At 58.8% G+C, this 16,149-nt stretch carries 15 protein-coding genes; 10 read left to right on the top strand and 5 right to left on the bottom strand.

The features are described from left to right. Window positions 1-43: 43 nt before the first annotated feature. Window positions 44-802: a GntR family transcriptional regulator gene (locus ACSQ17_RS20475; RefSeq protein ID WP_090253579.1), complete on the bottom strand. Its 759-nt coding sequence runs from the start codon at window positions 800-802 to the stop codon at window positions 44-46. Window positions 803-1,403: 601 nt separating this feature from the next. Between ACSQ17_RS20475 and ACSQ17_RS20470 the strand changes: the two genes are divergently transcribed. Both ACSQ17_RS20470 and ACSQ17_RS20465 read left to right on the top strand, forming a co-directional pair. Continuing rightward, a complete protein-coding gene (locus ACSQ17_RS20470; RefSeq protein ID WP_436070340.1) occupies window positions 1,404-2,753 on the top strand; it encodes an NCS2 family permease in 1,350 nt (449 codons plus the stop codon). Window positions 2,754-2,821: 68 nt separating this feature from the next. Further along, entirely contained in the window at window positions 2,822-3,448 is a 627-nt protein-coding gene (locus ACSQ17_RS20465) for a LysE family translocator (RefSeq protein WP_436070339.1), read from the top strand. A 145-nt stretch (window positions 3,449-3,593) separates the two neighbouring features. On the opposite strand, the gene uraH is transcribed toward ACSQ17_RS20465, so the two are convergent. Further along, window positions 3,594-3,947: a hydroxyisourate hydrolase gene (gene uraH, locus ACSQ17_RS20460; RefSeq protein WP_436070338.1), complete on the bottom strand. Its 354-nt coding sequence runs from the start codon at window positions 3,945-3,947 to the stop codon at window positions 3,594-3,596. 410 nt (window positions 3,948-4,357) lie between these two features. On the opposite strand from uraH, the gene puuE reads away from it, so the two are divergent. The 6 genes from puuE (at window position 4,358) to ACSQ17_RS20430 (ending at window position 10,405) form a co-directional block, all read left to right on the top strand. After that, on the top strand, window positions 4,358-5,299 hold the full coding sequence (gene puuE, locus ACSQ17_RS20455; protein WP_436070337.1) for an allantoinase PuuE: 942 nt from the start codon (window positions 4,358-4,360) through the stop codon (window positions 5,297-5,299). Next, window positions 5,296-5,811, top strand: coding sequence for a 2-oxo-4-hydroxy-4-carboxy-5-ureidoimidazoline decarboxylase (gene uraD, locus ACSQ17_RS20450; protein WP_160087050.1), 516 nt, complete (start codon window positions 5,296-5,298; stop codon window positions 5,809-5,811). The genes puuE and uraD overlap by 4 nt, the downstream gene beginning before the upstream one ends. A gap of 187 nt (window positions 5,812-5,998) precedes the next feature. Next, the gene (gene alc / locus ACSQ17_RS20445; RefSeq protein WP_436070336.1) at window positions 5,999-6,994 is read left to right on the top strand and encodes an allantoicase; all 996 of its coding nucleotides are present in this window, start codon (window positions 5,999-6,001) and stop codon (window positions 6,992-6,994) included. Between the two features lie 60 nt (window positions 6,995-7,054). Then, window positions 7,055-7,558, top strand: coding sequence for an ureidoglycolate lyase (locus ACSQ17_RS20440; protein WP_257778366.1), 504 nt, complete (start codon window positions 7,055-7,057; stop codon window positions 7,556-7,558). Between the two features lie 49 nt (window positions 7,559-7,607). After that, a complete protein-coding gene (locus tag ACSQ17_RS20435) occupies window positions 7,608-8,915 on the top strand; it encodes a urate hydroxylase PuuD (protein WP_436070335.1) in 1,308 nt (435 codons plus the stop codon). 617 nt (window positions 8,916-9,532) lie between these two features. After that, window positions 9,533-10,405 (top strand): outer membrane protein OmpK, encoded by an 873-nt coding sequence (locus ACSQ17_RS20430; RefSeq protein ID WP_233684978.1) that lies wholly within the window; start codon window positions 9,533-9,535, stop codon window positions 10,403-10,405. A gap of 215 nt (window positions 10,406-10,620) precedes the next feature. On the opposite strand, the gene ACSQ17_RS20425 is transcribed toward ACSQ17_RS20430, so the two are convergent. Then, on the bottom strand, window positions 10,621-11,442 hold the full coding sequence (locus ACSQ17_RS20425; RefSeq protein ID WP_436070334.1) for a transporter substrate-binding domain-containing protein: 822 nt from the start codon (window positions 11,440-11,442) through the stop codon (window positions 10,621-10,623). Window positions 11,443-11,493: 51 nt separating this feature from the next. Continuing rightward, window positions 11,494-12,486: a GTP 3',8-cyclase MoaA gene (moaA, locus tag ACSQ17_RS20420; protein ID WP_436070333.1), complete on the bottom strand. Its 993-nt coding sequence runs from the start codon at window positions 12,484-12,486 to the stop codon at window positions 11,494-11,496. 216 nt (window positions 12,487-12,702) lie between these two features. Here moaA and ACSQ17_RS20415 point away from each other — a divergent pair, with 216 nt between their 5' ends. Then, window positions 12,703-13,347, top strand: coding sequence for a TetR/AcrR family transcriptional regulator (locus ACSQ17_RS20415; RefSeq protein ID WP_436070332.1), 645 nt, complete (start codon window positions 12,703-12,705; stop codon window positions 13,345-13,347). 216 nt (window positions 13,348-13,563) lie between these two features. Here ACSQ17_RS20415 and ACSQ17_RS20410 read toward each other — a convergent pair whose 3' ends face one another. Further along, complete coding sequence (locus ACSQ17_RS20410; protein ID WP_436070331.1) at window positions 13,564-14,004, bottom strand: GlcG/HbpS family heme-binding protein; 441 nt, start codon at window positions 14,002-14,004, stop codon at window positions 13,564-13,566. 337 nt (window positions 14,005-14,341) lie between these two features. Here ACSQ17_RS20410 and gcl point away from each other — a divergent pair, with 337 nt between their 5' ends. Beyond that, entirely contained in the window at window positions 14,342-16,117 is a 1,776-nt protein-coding gene (gcl, locus tag ACSQ17_RS20405) for a glyoxylate carboligase (RefSeq protein WP_436070330.1), read from the top strand. Window positions 16,118-16,149: the final 32 nt, after the last annotated feature.

The raw sequence follows: 16,149 nt of genomic DNA, 5'->3' as shown, positions 1-16,149 counted from the left end.
CCCGCTCACTGAGCGGGCTTTTTACTTGGGTCGGTATCGTCAATCAGCGGCTTGCGGCTTTCTTCTTGCTACCTGGCAACAGGTGCGAGAACACCGCGTGCAAGTCATCGGAGGCGGTTTCACCGTCCAGATTGAGCTTGGCATCGACGCTGTCCATATGGCGCATCATCAGGTCCACGGCCACCTCAACGTTACCGGCCTCGATGGCGTCGATCACCTGATCGTGCTCGGCATCCGAGCAATGCGTGCGGCTGTTGCTTTCGTACAGGGCGATGATCAACGAGGTCTGCGAAATCAGGCTGCGCAGAAAGCCCAGCAGGGTCAGGTTACCGGCCGCCTCTGCAAGCTTCAGGTGGAACTCACCGGACAGGCGAATGCCCATGCCACGATCGCCACGGGCAAAACAGTCACGCTCATCGATCACCATCTGGCGCAGCGCGGCGATCTGCTCTGGCTTGGCGTTCTTGCAGGCCAGCTCAGTAATCGCCCGTTCGATCATGCGGCGCACATAGAAGATCTGCCGGGCTTCTTCTGCCCCCGGGCTGGCCACCACCGCGCCACGGTTCGGGCGCAGCAGCACCACGCCTTCATGGGCCAGACGCGATAAGGCGCGCCGAATGATAGTGCGGCTGACGCCGAAGATTTCACCGAGCGCCTCTTCACTGAGCTTGGTGCCAGGAGCCAGACGCTGTTCAAGAATGGCATCAAAGATATGGGCATAAACGACATCGTCCTGAGTCCCGCTGCGAGTGCTTTTGCCTTCGCGCGTCTGCTTCTTTAGGGGCTGCAATTGTTCGTTCATTGTGGCTCGCGTGATCTGGATTCGGCGGTTGCTGATGCAACTCTACTGTGAGTTACCCACTGGTTGGCAAGGTAAGTCAGTGAAAAGTCACAAATAAAAAGCCTTTGCATTGTACACAATGTGATCAGTGCGTACACCGCCATCACAGCATAACCACCTGGCAAATGTGCATGAGCAGGTCTTTTTAAGACGTGATCCACCGTGCCACTCGCGCAGCAGAAAAAATGCTGCGAGGTGAGAGCCGTATCGGCTTTGTAGAAAGCAGCTTTTAAATCGCTTTACAACTGCTCCGCGATAAGACGCAAAGCCACGCAGCACAAGCGTTTGCTGACACCTTCCGCGTTTTATCAGGAACCCGTCTTGGCGCCCTCAGTAAATCATCTGTTTTGCATAGATTAAAAAACCGAGTACATCCCGGATTTTAACCAGAAACATTATTTGCTTTTTTTGTATACAACATCATAATCGGCCTCAGTGTGATTTCTTGACCAGTAAGTCAGCTAACACGCCAGCAAGCCCAAACACACCACCTACCTCAAGAGTCGAGCAGCGCGCAGCACAGGCTCTGGGTGGCACACAACAAAAGATGAGGAGTACCCCTGTGGAAAGCGCCAAACAAGAACAACACGCACCCTACGCAGTGACGCCGCCGGGAACTGGCCTGATTGAACGCCTGTTCAAGCTCACCCAGCACCGCACCACCATCAAGACCGAGCTGGCCGCAGGTCTGACTACCTTTATCACCATGGCCTACATCATCTTCGTCAACCCCAACATCATGGCTGACGCCGGCATCGACCACGGGGCAGCCTTCGTGGCTACCTGCCTGGCCGCGGCAGTGGGTTGCTTCCTGATGGGGCTGTACGCCAACTGGCCAGTCGGCCTGGCACCGGGCATGGGCCTGAACGCCTTCTTTACCTACACCGTGGTTGGCGAAATGGGCTACAGCTGGGAAACCGCGCTTGGCGCCGTATTCCTGTCTGGCGTGCTGTTTATGATCCTGACCTTCTCGCGAATCCGCGAATGGCTGCTTAACAGCATTCCCAGCAGCCTACGTTTTGCCATGGGCGCGGGGGTCGGTTTGTTCCTCGGCCTGATCGGCCTGAAAACCGCCGGTATCGTGGTAGCCAGCCCGGCGACCCTGATCAAACTGGGCGATCTGACCACAGCAGGCCCTCTGCTCGCGGCCATCTGCTTCCTGATGATTGCCATCCTTGAATACCACCGCGTATTTGGCGGCATCCTCATCAGCATCCTCGCCGTCACCCTGGCTGGCTGGGGGCTGGGTATGGTCGAGTACGGCGGCCTGTTCTCCATGCCACCAAGCCTGGCTCCGACCTGGCTGGCAATGGACGTTGCCGGTGCCTTCGAAGTCGGCATGATCAGCGTGATTCTGGCTTTCCTCTTTGTGCACATGTTCGACACCGCCGGCACCCTGATGGGTGTAGCGCAGCGCGCCAAGCTGGTGGATGAAAACGGTCATATCGAAAACCTCAGCAAGGCGATGAAGGCCGACAGTACCTCCAGCGCCCTGGGTGCCCTGGTTGGTTGCCCACCCGTGACCAGCTACGTGGAAAGTGCGGCAGGTGTCGCCGTCGGTGGCCGTACCGGGCTTACCGCAGTGACTGTCGGTGTACTGTTTATTGCTGCGATGTTCTTTGCTCCGCTGGCTGGGATGATCCCCGCCTACGCAACCGCTGGCGCCCTGATCTATGTCGCCATGCTGATGATGAGCGGCATGGCGCACATCGATTGGGAAGACCACACCAACACCATCCCGGCGATCATCACCGTGGTGATGATGCCGCTGACCTTCTCGGTCACCGATGGTCTGGCACTGGGCTTTATCACCTTCGTGGCATTGAAACTGTTCACCGGCCGCCACAAAGAAATCACCGTCAGTCTTTACGCACTGGCGGCCATTTGCCTGGCCAAGTTCGTCTTCCTGTAAGGTTGGCGCGTTAACACACGAGCCCCGGCGTAGTGCGCTGGGGCTTTCGTACATCTGGAGAATCGGTAATGAGTCTGGAAACCTGGCTGTTGTTCGCAAGCGCTGCACTGGTGGTGATCCTGATCCCTGGCCCGCTGTCACTGCTGATGGTCAGCAACAGCCTCAATTACGGCCTGCGCCGCTCGGCTCCGGCCTTTATCGGTGGCGTGTCAGCCTCGATCTGCCTGTTGAGTGCTTCAGCCCTTGGCCTTGGCGCACTGCTGCTGGCCTCGGAACAGCTGTTCAGCTTGCTGAAGATTGTCGGCGCGCTGTACCTGTTCTACCTCGCCTGGCAGAGCTGGCAGGAGTCACGCAAAGCGGCCAAGCCTGTGACGGCTGAAGAGCAGCCGGTCAACCCAAGTTTTCGCAGCATGTTCTGGAAAGCCTTCGGCCTGGGCGCAAGCAACCCCAAGGACATCCTGTTCTTCGCCGCCTTCCTGCCGCAGTTCATCAGCGCCGAACGCCCCATGCTGGGCCAGTTGCTGGTGATGATTGCCACCTGGGCGGTGCTCGACCTGTGCTGCAAGCTGTTCTACGGCATGAGCGCTCAGGGTGCAGCGCGCTACCTGCGCTCAGGCAAAGGCCAGGTGTGGTTCAACCGTATCAGTGCTGCGCTGTTTGGCGGTGCCGGCGCTGCCTCACTGCTTAGCCGCTAACGTTATTGCTGAACTCGCGAGGCCCACAGCCCTGGGCTTCGCGCCCCCCCCCACTCAGCTACTCAGATTGCAGGCAAAAAAAAGCCCGCAGTGTGGGCGGGCTAATGACTCTTGAATGGAGTCAGAGGGTGACAAGCATTCGGTTTCAGCTACCGCGGTAGGTGGAGTAGCTGTAAGGGGAAATCAGCAGGGGCACGTGGTAATGCTCCTGGCCGGCATCGATACCAAAGCGCAGAACCACCACATCCAGGAAGGCCTGCTCAGGCAGTTTCACGCCGCGCGCACGGTAATAATCACCAGCATGGAAGTGCAGCTGGTACACGCCGCTGCGGTATTCATCACCCTGCAGCACTGGCGCATCGCAGCGGCCATCGTGGTTGGTGAGAACGCTGTTCAGCAGCTCAAGCTGAGCCCCTTCAACGCGATACAGTTCGATCTTCAGCTCGCTGCCAGGGCAACCGTGGGCAGCATCCAGTACGTGTGTAGTCAATCGTCCCATTGCGTATGGGCATCTGCGTGAACCAGCCAGCACAGACGCCGCACCTCCTCTACTTTTATTGAAATTCGCCAGAGCAGTCAGAGCAGCCGCCATAACGACTGCCCAGCAGAGCATCTGAGCCAGAGAATAAGACATTTACACCAATAATTGTACACAATAATTTGCTATTTTTTGCGTTAATAGCCAAGCACAGGCAAACCTAAATCATGGACAAGCGCTTGCCAGCTCTGGTTTTAACGGAAAACTCCTGACAGCTTGGACAAATTCGTTTTCAACGCACTTTTTCGCAAAATAAGTGAATTTTCGATTTACAAAACACAAATCACTTTGTATACAATTGACCCATCACGGTCGTGCAACGTGCTAACACTTGCCTTATGACCGCCACAACAGCAAGAAGGAAGACTGCAGTGAGCGCTGACTATCCACGCGACCTGATCGGTTACGCCAACAACCCGCCCCACCCGCACTGGCCGAATGATGCGCGCATCGCCCTGTCGTTTGTTCTCAACTATGAAGAAGGTGGCGAACGCAACATCCTCCACGGCGACAAGGAGTCCGAGGCGTTTCTCTCCGAAATGGTCGCGGCACAACCGCTGCAAGGCCAGCGTAACCTGTGCATGGAATCGCTCTACGAGTATGGCAGCCGTGCCGGTGTCTGGCGTTTGCTCAACCTGTTCCAGAAACACAACATCCCACTGACCATCTTTGCCGTGGCCATGGCTGCACAGCGTCACCCGGATGCGATCAAGGCGATGGTCGCCGCCGGTCACGAGATATGCAGCCACGGCTACCGCTGGATCGACTACCAGAACATGAGCGAAGCCGAAGAGCGCGAGCATATGCTCGAAGCCATCCGCATCCTCACCGAACTGACCGGCGAGCGCCCAGTGGGCTGGTACACCGGCCGCCTCGGGCCGAACACCCGCCGCCTGGTGCGTGAAGAAGGTGGCTTCCTGTATGACAGCGACACCTACGACGACGACCTGCCCTACTGGGATCCCGCCAGCACCGCGGCCAAGCCGCACCTAGTGATCCCCTACACCCTGGACACCAATGACATGCGCTTCACCCAGGTGCAGGGCTTCAACAAGGGGGATGACTTCTTCGAGTACCTGAAAGACGCCTTCGATGTGCTCTACGCCGAAGGCGTGGCCGGCGCGCCAAAGATGCTTTCGATCGGCATGCACTGCCGCCTGCTCGGCCGCCCGGCGCGTCTGGCCTCACTGGCAAAATTTCTCGAATACGTGCAAAGCCACGAAAAAGTCTGGTGCGCCCGCCGCGTCGACATCGCCAAACACTGGCACGCGACCCATCCGCTGCAAGAGCCATCCAAGGAGAGCTCGAAATGAGCCGTTTTCAAACCCTGACCCCGTCCCGTCTGAGCCGCGAAGACTTCGTAAAAGTCTTCGCCGACATCTACGAGCACTCGCCCTGGGTCGCCGAAAAGGCCTTTGACCTGGGCCAGGACGACAGCATCAACGAAATCAACGGCCTGCATCAGCGCATGGCCGACCTGTTGCTCAGTGCCAGCCACGCTGCACAGCTGGCGCTGATCAATGCTCACCCGGATCTGGCCGGCAAGGCAGCCGTTCGTGGTGAGTTAACCGCCTCTTCGACGTCGGAGCAGGCCGGTGCGGGCATTCATGAATGCACCGCAGAAGAGTTCGCCCGCTTTACCGAACTGAACGATGCCTACAAGGCCAAGTTCGGCTTCCCCTTCATCATGGCGGTGAAAGGCAGCAATCGGCACCAGATCCTGGCGGCCTTCGAGGAGCGGATTCACAACTCCCCGGAGCAGGAATTCGCCTGTGCCCTGGCCGAGATCAACAAGATCGCGCTGTTCCGCTTGCAGCAGCTTTGAAAAAAGAGCTCAACGTCTCGCGAGCTAGAGCAATGCAAGGCAAAAACAGGCGAGAAAGCGGAGTTTACTGGTGTAAATGAGCATTTCGAGACTGTTTTTAACGCAGCAGGGCCGACGCGCAGCAGACGTTGAACACGCTTCAAGCACACCGTCCTCCCCCAACGCCATCATCTAAGGCAGACATTTCATGAAAGCTTACGCCGTACCCTTTGAGAAATACGTCAACCTCGCCGACGCACGCCTGGGCACCAAGGCCATCTCGGTCACCGACGACTGGTTCGCCGACGTTAACCGTCTGTTCCAGCCGACCCCGGCCGTATGGAAGGAGGGCGTGTTCGATGATAACGGCAAGTGGATGGATGGCTGGGAGTCGCGCCGCAAGCGCTTCGAAGGTTACGACAGCGCGGTGATCCGCCTGGGCGTACCGGGCTCGATCAAGGGTGTGGACATCGACACCAGCTTCTTCACCGGTAACTTCCCGCCGTCGGCATCCCTGGAAGGCTGCTTTGTCGCTGAAGGCGACCCGACCGATGCCACCCAATGGACCGAAGTGCTGGCCGCAGTCGAGCTGCAAGGCAATAGCCACCACTACCATGAAATCGCCAATGCTCAGGCCTTCACCCACCTGCGCTTCAACATCTACCCAGACGGCGGCGTCGCCCGTCTGCGCGTCTACGGCGTACCGTTCCGCGACTGGTCGAACGTAGGTGACAACGAAGAAGTTGACCTGGCTTCTGCACTGAATGGCGGTCGCGCCCTGGCCTGCTCGGACGAACACTTCGGCCGCATGAGCAACATCCTCAACCCGGGCCGTGGCATCAACATGGGCGACGGCTGGGAAACTGCACGTCGCCGTACCCCAGGTAACGACTGGGTGATTGTCGCCCTCGGCCATCCGGGCGAGATCGAGCGCATCGTCGTCGACACCCTGCACTTCAAAGGCAACTACCCGGACAGCTGCTCGATCCAGGGTGCCTTCGTCAAAGGCGGTACCGACAGCCAGATCGAAACCCAGAGCCTGTTCTGGCGTGAACTGCTGCCGAGCCAGAAGCTGCAGATGCACGCCGAGCACGAGTTCAGCGAGCAGATCAAGGCACTGGGCCCGATCACCCACGTACGGGTGAACGTGTTCCCGGACGGTGGTATCAGCCGCCTGCGCCTGTTCGGCAAAGTCGCCAAGTAAGCCAATGAAACCCCTCTCCCATTGGGAGAGGGGCATAAACAAACGAACAAGAAGACCAACATGCGCACATTGATCATCGAGCCGCTGAGCAAAGAAGCCTTCGCCCCCTTTGGTGACGTTATCGAAACCGACGGCAGCGAGTACTTCATGATCAACAATGGCTCCACTCGCCGTTATCACAAACTGGCCACGGTCGAGACCGCACAGCCAGAGGATAAGGCGATCATCAGCATTTTCAGTGCCGAGGCGCTGGATATGCCGCTGACCATTCGCATGCTGGAGCGCCATCCGCAGGGCAGTCAGGCGTTTATTCCACTGCTCGGCAACCCCTTTCTGATCGTGGTCGCGCCAGTTGGCGATGCACCTGAATCAGAGTTGGTCCGCGCCTTCCGCAGCAATGGCAGGCAGGGCATTAATTACCATCGCGGCGTCTGGCACCACCCGGTGCTGACGATCGAAAAGCGGGATGACTTCCTGGTGGTTGATCGCAGCGGTTCTGGCAACAACTGCGATGAGCATTTCTTTACCGACGACGAGCTGCTGCTCCTCGCCCCCCACCAATAAGAGAAGCCCAGAGGACCGGCGTGCCGGCACTGGGAAAGAGGTACTGATTGTGGAAGCGCATTTTACTGAATGGCTGAACCTGGGTATCCGCTGGATCCATATGATCACCGGCATTGCCTGGATCGGCGCATCCTTCTATTTCGTCTGGCTGGAAAACAACCTCAACCGCAGCAATCCCCGTGAAGGCCTCTCCGGCGACCTCTGGGCGATCCACGGCGGCGGTATATACCACCTGGAAAAGTACAAGCTGGCTCCGCCGAAAATGCCGGAGAACCTGCACTGGTTCAAATGGGAAGCCTATTTCACCTGGCTGTCGGGTATCGCCCTGATGCTGGTGGTCTACTACCTCAACCCGAGCCTGTACCTGGTCAAGCCCGGCGTTGATCTGGCCCCGGAAATGGCCATCGTCATCGGCTTCGGCTCGATGATCGCGGGCTATGTGGCCTACCACTTCCTCTGCGATTCGCCCCTAGGCAAACGCCCGGCCCTGCTCGGTGCCGTGCTGTTCGTACTGATCATCGCTGCCGCCTACGGCTTCAGCCAGATCTTCAGCGGCCGCGCCGCCTATATCCATGTCGGCGCAATCATCGGCACCATCATGGTCGGCAACGTGTTCTTCACCATCATGCCGGCCCAGCGCGCGCTGGTGAAGGCCATCGAAGACAACACCACGCCAGACCCGACCCTGCCAGCCAAAGGCCTGCTGCGTTCGCGCCACAACAACTACTTCACCCTGCCGGTGCTGTTCATCATGATCAGCAACCACTTCCCGAGCACCTACGGCAGTCAATACAACTGGCTGATCCTGGCGGGCATCGCGATGCTGGCGGTACTGGTTCGCCACTACTTCAACACCCGCCATGACAGCAGCAAGTACGTTTGGACCCTGCCTGCCGCAGCCCTGGGCATGATCTGCCTGGCCTACGTCAGCGGCCCGAGCCTGAAAACCGCGGCACCCGAGGCACCACAAGCGGCGGTGATCCAGTACGCACCGGTGCCGGCCACTGGCGTCAGCGGTCACCCGGAAGTGGCCAAGGCCGCCGAACAGCCCAGCAAACCAACAGAGCCTGCCGCCACTGCCCCAGCAGCAGCGGGTGTTGAATTTGCCAAGGTCAGCAGCGTGATTCAGCAGCGCTGCAGCGTGTGCCACTCGGCGACCCCGAGCAGCCCGATGTTCACTGCGCCACCGGCCGGGTTCATCCTCGATACGCCTGAGCAGATCAAGGCCCAGGCCGCGAAGATCCATGCGCAAAGCGTTGCTTCGCAGATCATGCCGCTGGGCAACATCACCCAGATGACCCAGGAAGAGCGCGAGCTGATCGGCTCGTGGATCGACCAGGGCGCGCAACTCAACTAAGCCGTATCAGGCCGCACCTACGGGTGCGGCTTGCCTTTGCCAGCCCCCCTTCCTCGCTGCTTTCCTGCCGCCGTAACACCCGTCCCCGCCGTCCATCTTCCCAGCTTGAAACCCCTTATCAGAAACGCTGTAGACCACGATTGACGAGGCCTGCAAGCAATCTGACTGGCGGTATATTTTTGTGCACAATATTAAAATAAATTGTTTTAAACGATGTAAACAAATTGTTATAGTTGACTCATTCTGACTCGCCGGACAACTTCCTGCCTGATCAGCTAGAGGCCCCGTGAAGCCTCGTGTAAGCCCACGACCAAGAACAACAACTGGCAGGCTATGACATGTCCACGACTCGCAGCTTCCACACCCCAGCTACGCCTGGATTACGCTTGCGCGTAATATCGCTGCCGGCCCATGCCCGCCCTGTGCACCGATTGCACAGCCTACCGGCCACACCCAAACACACACCGCAACGCCCCTCTGCACCCATGCGTCGTGTATCGCACGCATGCGCCTGGCCAGAGCAACGGGCTTGCCATCGCCCTGAATGATCCACTGTATGCTTCTGCGCCCCGCCGCACAGACGCGCCACCTTGTAAGTCCACAATAAGGAAAACGTGATGAAACTGAAGCACCTGCCTCACTCGATTGCCCTCGCCACCGCGCTACTGTCGGCACAACACGCCTGCGCCGAAGGCGCCTTCCTCTGGCAAGACACCAGCCTGTCCTACCTCTACGGCAGCAACTTCCAGCGCCTGAACAACAACGCCGAAGAACAGCGTTCACAGAGCACCTTCACCCTGGAAAACGCCAGCGGCTGGACCTGGGGCGATACTTTCTTCTTCCTCGACTACATCGACGCAGACAACAGCCAGGCGCGTGGCAGCAACTTCGGCAACCTCAAGGTCAAAGAGAAAAGCAGCTTCTACTACATGGAGTTCTCGCCGCGCGTGAGCCTCAGCTGGCTGACCGGCCAGGACCTCTCTGTAGGTCCGATCAAAGACGTCAAAGCCGCCTTCACCTATGAGAAAGGCAACGGCGGTCCAGGCACCGAAAACTACCTCTACGGTATCGGCCTGGACTGGGACGCACCGGGTTTCGCTTTCCTGCAGACCAACCTGTACCGCGTGAAGATCAACAACCACATCTTCTTCGACCATGACTTCAAGGCCAGCGACAAGGGTAACGGCTACACCACCCAGCTGACCGTGGCCGGCGCCTACCCCTTCGCCATTGGCGACCAGAGCTTTGTGATCGACGGTTATGTGGACTGGCGCGCACCGTCCAAGGACGCTGGCACCCAGACCTCCGTTGGCTCCTCGATCCAGATCAAGTGGGATGCGGGCAAGGCGCTGTTCGGCGAAGAGCGCAAGCTGTATGTCGGTACCGAGCTGAACATGTGGCACAACAAGTACGGCGTCAAACCAATCGACGGCTCCACCGATGGTTTCGATCAGACCGCGGTACAAGCGCTGGTCAAGTACCACTTCTAAGCCGATGGGCTTGATGCGGATCGCCGGGTAGGCGGCCTCTGCAATCCAAGGGGATGGCAGCGATGCCATCCCTTTTTTATTTTCACCGCGCAGCCTGTAGAGGCGCCCCGTGGCCGCGATCACCTTTTCGTGGACATGATCCGCACCTCCCCCCATGGCACTGTTATGCGCAGAAAAAAGCCGCTCAATGGAGCGGCTTTTGTAGGTTCATCACATCACTGCGTCTGCGCTTCCTTGAGCTTTTTCCGCTCCAGGAAATCCAGCTTCCATTGCTCCAGGCCGATACGCTCGGGATCCAGATTGGCCTCGACTTTGTACTGTTCTTTCAGCGCGGCAATTTCGCTCTTCTGCTCGACCAGAAAACGGTCAAAGCGCTGCATCAAGGCGGTGTGCTTGAGGGTTGAAAGCTTAAAGCTGCCACGGTTGTGCGGCAGCGTTGGGTCAAATACCAGGGCACCAGGCCGAGCACGGATGTTGTCCAAGTAATGGGTGGCCACCACCACGTTGAAATAGGCACCGTCGGTATCTTTCTTCAACGCCTGGCGAATCATCTGGCGCAGGTCATCGCTGTAGGTCAGATCGATCTGCCCGGCATCGATCCGCTCCTGATAGCCCCAAGGGGTCCAGCCATTGACCATGGCCAGAAGTTTAACCTGCTCAATTGGCTGACCCAGAAGCTGCGGCGCCACCAGCACGCCATCAACATAGTCGACCACAGCCTGGCTGTAGATCAGTGGCTTACCAGCCTTCTGTGTCTGCGCCCAGGTGTCGCTGTCCGGGTACTTCAGGTCTACCTGACCATTGAGCAGCGCAGGCAGCAACTGCTCGACCGGCAGCACCTTGTAACTCAGCTCCACCCCGCTTTTCTGGGCAAACAGGTCAAACAGATCACGGGCAAACCCCTGGTACTGGCCCTGCGCGTCAATGCTGTAATGCGGGGCGAAGGCCAGTTTCTCGACACCGATCACATAGCTTTCAGCCTGGACGGCGGTGGAACAGATTACGGCGAACAAACTGCAGACGTGCAAAGGCTTCACAGCAAACCTCCTGTTAAGTGTGATGTGGATTGGGAGTGAAGAAAGGCAGCGCTAGCCGCCGGTCATGCTCATAAAGCGCACCACCTGCACCTGGCTATCGCTCTCGAAGTGGTGACGTTCAGGCTTCAGTTGCAGGGCATTGAGCAAGGCTTCGCGCAGGCGCTGGCTGTCGCCGGGATGGGCACGCATCAGGCCCTTGAGATCCAGAGCATTTTCATGCCCCAGACACAGCACCAACTTGCCCTCAGCAGTGACCCGTACGCGGTTGCAGTCACCGCAGAAGTTGTGGCTGTGGGGGGAGATAAAGCCGACCTGGGTGTCGCTGCCGACCACTTGCCAGTAGCGCGAGGGGCCGCCGGTCAGCTTGCTGCTGCGCACCAGGGCATAACGCTGCTCGATGCGCGCACGCACGTCATCACTGGAACAGAAGGTCTGCTCGCGCTGGTGGCTGGAAATACTGCCCAGGGGCATTTCTTCGATAAAGCTGATGTCCAGGCCACGCGCCATAGCGAACTCGACCAGATCGAGCACTTCGTCATCGTTACGGTCTTTCTGCACCACGGCGTTGAGTTTGATTTTGCGAAAACCCGCCGTACGTGCCACCTCGATGCCTTCCAGCACCTGGTCGAGCTTGTCGCGCCGGGTAAAGGCGGCAAAGCGCTCGCGCTGCAATGAGTCGAGGCTGACATTCAGGCGTTTGACCCCAGCTGCGCGCAGTTGCGGTGCCAGCTCGGCCAGTTGCGAGCCATTGGTGGTGATGGCCAGGTCTTCCAACTCTGCGCGCTGACCCAGGCGAGTCAGCAGGCTCAGCAGGTTCTTGCGCACCAGTGGCTCACCACCGGTAATGCGGATGCGTTTGACCCCAAGACCGATAAAGGCATCGGCCACGCTATACAGCTCTTCCAGGCTGAGGATCTGCTCGCGCGGGGCGAACACCATGTCCTCACTCATGCAATACGTGCAGCGGAAGTCGCAGCGATCGGTAACCGATAACCGCAGGTAGGTGATGCGCCGACCGAAGGGGTCAACCAGCTGATTGCTCACGGCATGTCTCCTGAAGCTCAACGAGCCGAGACTTCTTGTTATGAATGCAGATAGCAAGATAAAAACAGAAAATCATGATTTTGTATACAACAACTTGACTCACAGGTCAGATAGCCCTGCAAGGCCCAGCCTGCATGCCTTGAGCGCCGTACAAAGCCGGTGCTACCATCCCTCGCGCTGCCCAACGCCGGGCGATAGACAGAAGCAACGAGGCTTATGACCAGTATTCGCGAGCGTAACAAAGAGCTGATTTTGCGCGCAGCCAGTGAGGAGTTTGCCGACAAGGGCTTTGCCGCCAGCAAGACCAGCGATATCGCCGCCAAGGCCGGGGTGCCCAAGCCCAACGTCTACTACTACTTCAAGTCGAAAGAAAACCTCTACCGCGAAGTGCTGGAAAGCATCATCGAACCGCTGCTGGAAGCCTCTGCACCGTTCAATCAGCCCGGTAAACCCGCTGATGTGCTGCGCGGCTATATCCGTTCGAAAATCCGCATTTCCCGCGAACTGCCCTCCGCCTCCAAGGTATTCGCCAGCGAGATCATGCACGGCGCGCCGCACCTGTCTGCTGATCAGACTGCGCAACTGAACGCCCAGGCCAAACACAACATCTCCTGCATCCAGGGCTGGATCGACCAAGGACTGATGGCCAAGGTTGACCCGCACCACCTGCTGTTCAGCATCTGGGCCGCGACCCAGACCTACGCCGACTTCGACTGGCAGATATCCACCGTCACCGGCAAGGCCAGCCTGGACGAAGCCGACTACGAAGCCGCCGCGCAGACCATCATCCGCCTGGTGATCAAAGGCTGCGAAATCGACGAAACCCAGCCCAGCCCGTCCGAGCAGGTCACTAACGCGTAAGCCGATTGCTCCCCAGACCCTTGGTTAAACGCGCATAAAAAACGGTGGCCCCCCTCAAGGTATCCACCGTTTTTTATTGCTGTTCCACATACAGCAGACCTGTGGGAGGCGCTTTAGCGGCGAGCTTTTAGTTACTTCAGTCGCGGCTACGACTGCATGGATGCAGGAGGTAGAGCGAAGCAGGATGCCCGAGCCGAAAGCCCCTTCCACAAATTATCAGGCAGCGATACCTGCATCTGGCTTGAGGCCCACCGACTCGACCGCACTGACCGCGCACTGCTCATCGATATCCGAGGTATCGCCAGTGATGCCGACTGCGCCGATCACTTCACCGTGCTCATCACGAATCAGCACACCACCGGGTGCCGGCACCAGCTGACCATCGGCCAGGTTGTTCACCGCACCGATAAACGCCGGGCGCTGCTGCGCGTCGGCGGCGATCAGGCGCGAGCCCTTGCCCAACGCAAGCGCCCCCCAGGCCTTGCCAATGGCGATTTGCGGGCGCAGCAGGCTGGCCCCGTCTTCACGCTGCAGGCTGATCAGGTGCCCACCGACATCCAGTACGGCCACGGTCAGCGGTGCGGCGGAAATTTCCCGGCCGACCGCCAGGGCGCGGTTACTGATGGTGGTGGCGATTTGCAGATTCAACGTACTCATGTTGGGTCTTCCTCGATTTTATAAATCCTACGAAACACCCGGCACCACAGCGTCTACAGGGTGACTGACAGCTGCCGGGCAATCCAAAGCTCGCCACCACTATCCCACCAGAAACAAAAAACTCAATAGTCGAATACAATACAAATAGCATTTGTATACAGTTATACGCATCTATTTCCGCATCAGATCAAGCACCCCAGCTAAAACGCTTGTTTTAAAAGATTTTTTGCCAGGCAGCGGCTTGGCGAGAAAACGTGTTGACCAGAAGGTCAGGCCATGAATAGAATCCAAGCCAGCTGTTTTGTATACAATCTGATAACAAACGAGGCACAAGACAATGGCCAAAATGAGAGCAATCGAGGCCGCCGTACTGGTGATGCGCCGCGAAGGCGTTGACACTGCGTTCGGCATCCCCGGCGCCGCCATCAACCCCCTGTACGCTGCACTGAAAAAAGTCGGTGGTATCGACCACGTCCTGGCTCGCCACGTCGAAGGTGCCTCGCACATGGCTGAGGGTTATACCCGCACCAATGCCGGCAACATCGGTGTGTGCATCGGCACCTCCGGCCCTGCTGGCACTGACATGGTCACCGGCCTGTACTCGGCCAGCGCCGACTCCATTCCAATTCTGTGCATCACCGGTCAAGCGCCGCGTGCCCGTATGCACAAGGAAGACTTCCAGGCCGTTGACATCACCAGCATCGTCAAGCCGGTGACCAAGTGGGCCACCACCGTGATGGAGCCGGGCCAAGTGCCGCGCGCCTTCCAGAAGGCCTTCTATGAAATGCGCAGCGGTCGTCCTGGCCCGGTGCTGATCGACCTGCCGTTCGACGTGCAGATGGCCGAAATTGAATTCGACATCGACGCCTACGAGCCGCTGCCACTGGCTAAACCGTCGACCAACCGCGTGCAGGCAGAAAAAGCCATCGCCATGCTCAACGAAGCCGAGCGTCCGCTGCTGGTCGCCGGTGGCGGTATCTTCAATGCCGACGCCGCCGACAAACTGGTGGAGTTCGCCGAACTGACCGGCGTGCCGGTGGTACCGACCCTGATGGGTTGGGGCGTGATCCCGGATGACCATAAGCTGATGGTCGGCATGGTCGGCCTGCAGACTTCGCACCGTTACGGCAACGCCACCCTGCTGGCTTCCGACCTGGTGTTCGGTATCGGTAACCGCTGGGCCAACCGCCACACCGGTTCGGTTGATGTCTACACCGAAGGCCGCAAGTTCATCCACGTCGACATCGAACCGACGCAGATTGGCCGTGTATTCAACCCGGACCTGGGCATCGTTTCCGATGCTGGTTCGGCGCTGGACGCCTTCCTGGAAGTGGCCCGCGAGTGGAAAGCTGCTGGCAAGCTGAAAGATCGCAGCGCCTGGCTGGATAGCTGCCGTGAGCGCAAGCGCACCCTGCAGCGCAAGACCCACTTCGACAACGTGCCAGCCAAGCCGCAGCGCGTGTACGAAGAGATGAACGAAGCGTTCGGCAAGGACACCTGCTACGTCACCACCATCGGTCTGTCGCAGATCGCCGGCGCGCAGTTCCTCCACGTCTACAAGCCGCGTCACTGGATCAACTGTGGCCAGGCCGGCCCGCTGGGCTGGACCATTCCGGCAGCGCTGGGTGTGGTCAAGGCCGACCCGACCCGCAAGGTTGTGGCGCTGTCTGGCGACTACGACTTCCAGTTCATGATCGAAGAGCTGGCGGTGGGCGCGCAGTTCAACCTGCCGTACATCCACGTGCTGGTGAACAACTCCTACCTGGGTCTGATCCGTCAGGCGCAGCGCGGCTTTGAGATCGACTACTGCGTACAGCTGGCGTTCGAGAACATCAACGCGCCGGAAATCAACGGTTACGGCGTTGACCACGTTGCCGTGGTGGAAGGCCTGGGCTGTAAGGCCATCCGCGTGTTCGACCCGAACGAACTGCAAAACGCCTTTGCCGAAGCCAAGCGCCTGATGGCCGAGCACCGCGTACCGGTGGTGGTGGAAATTATCCTGGAGCGTGTCACCAACATCTCCATGGGTACCGAAATCAACGCCGTCAACGAGTTCGAAGAACTGGCCGAGCGCGGCGTCGATGCCCCGACTGCCATCTCGCTGCTCGATTGATCCGTAGGGTGCGCCACGCGCACCGCCATACC

The organism is Pseudomonas sp. LjRoot71, assembly GCF_964253255.1.
Taxonomy (GTDB): Bacteria; Pseudomonadota; Gammaproteobacteria; order Pseudomonadales; family Pseudomonadaceae; genus Aquipseudomonas.
The sequence above is the reverse complement of the archived record's forward strand: the minus strand, read 5'-3'. Positions and strand labels throughout refer to the sequence as shown.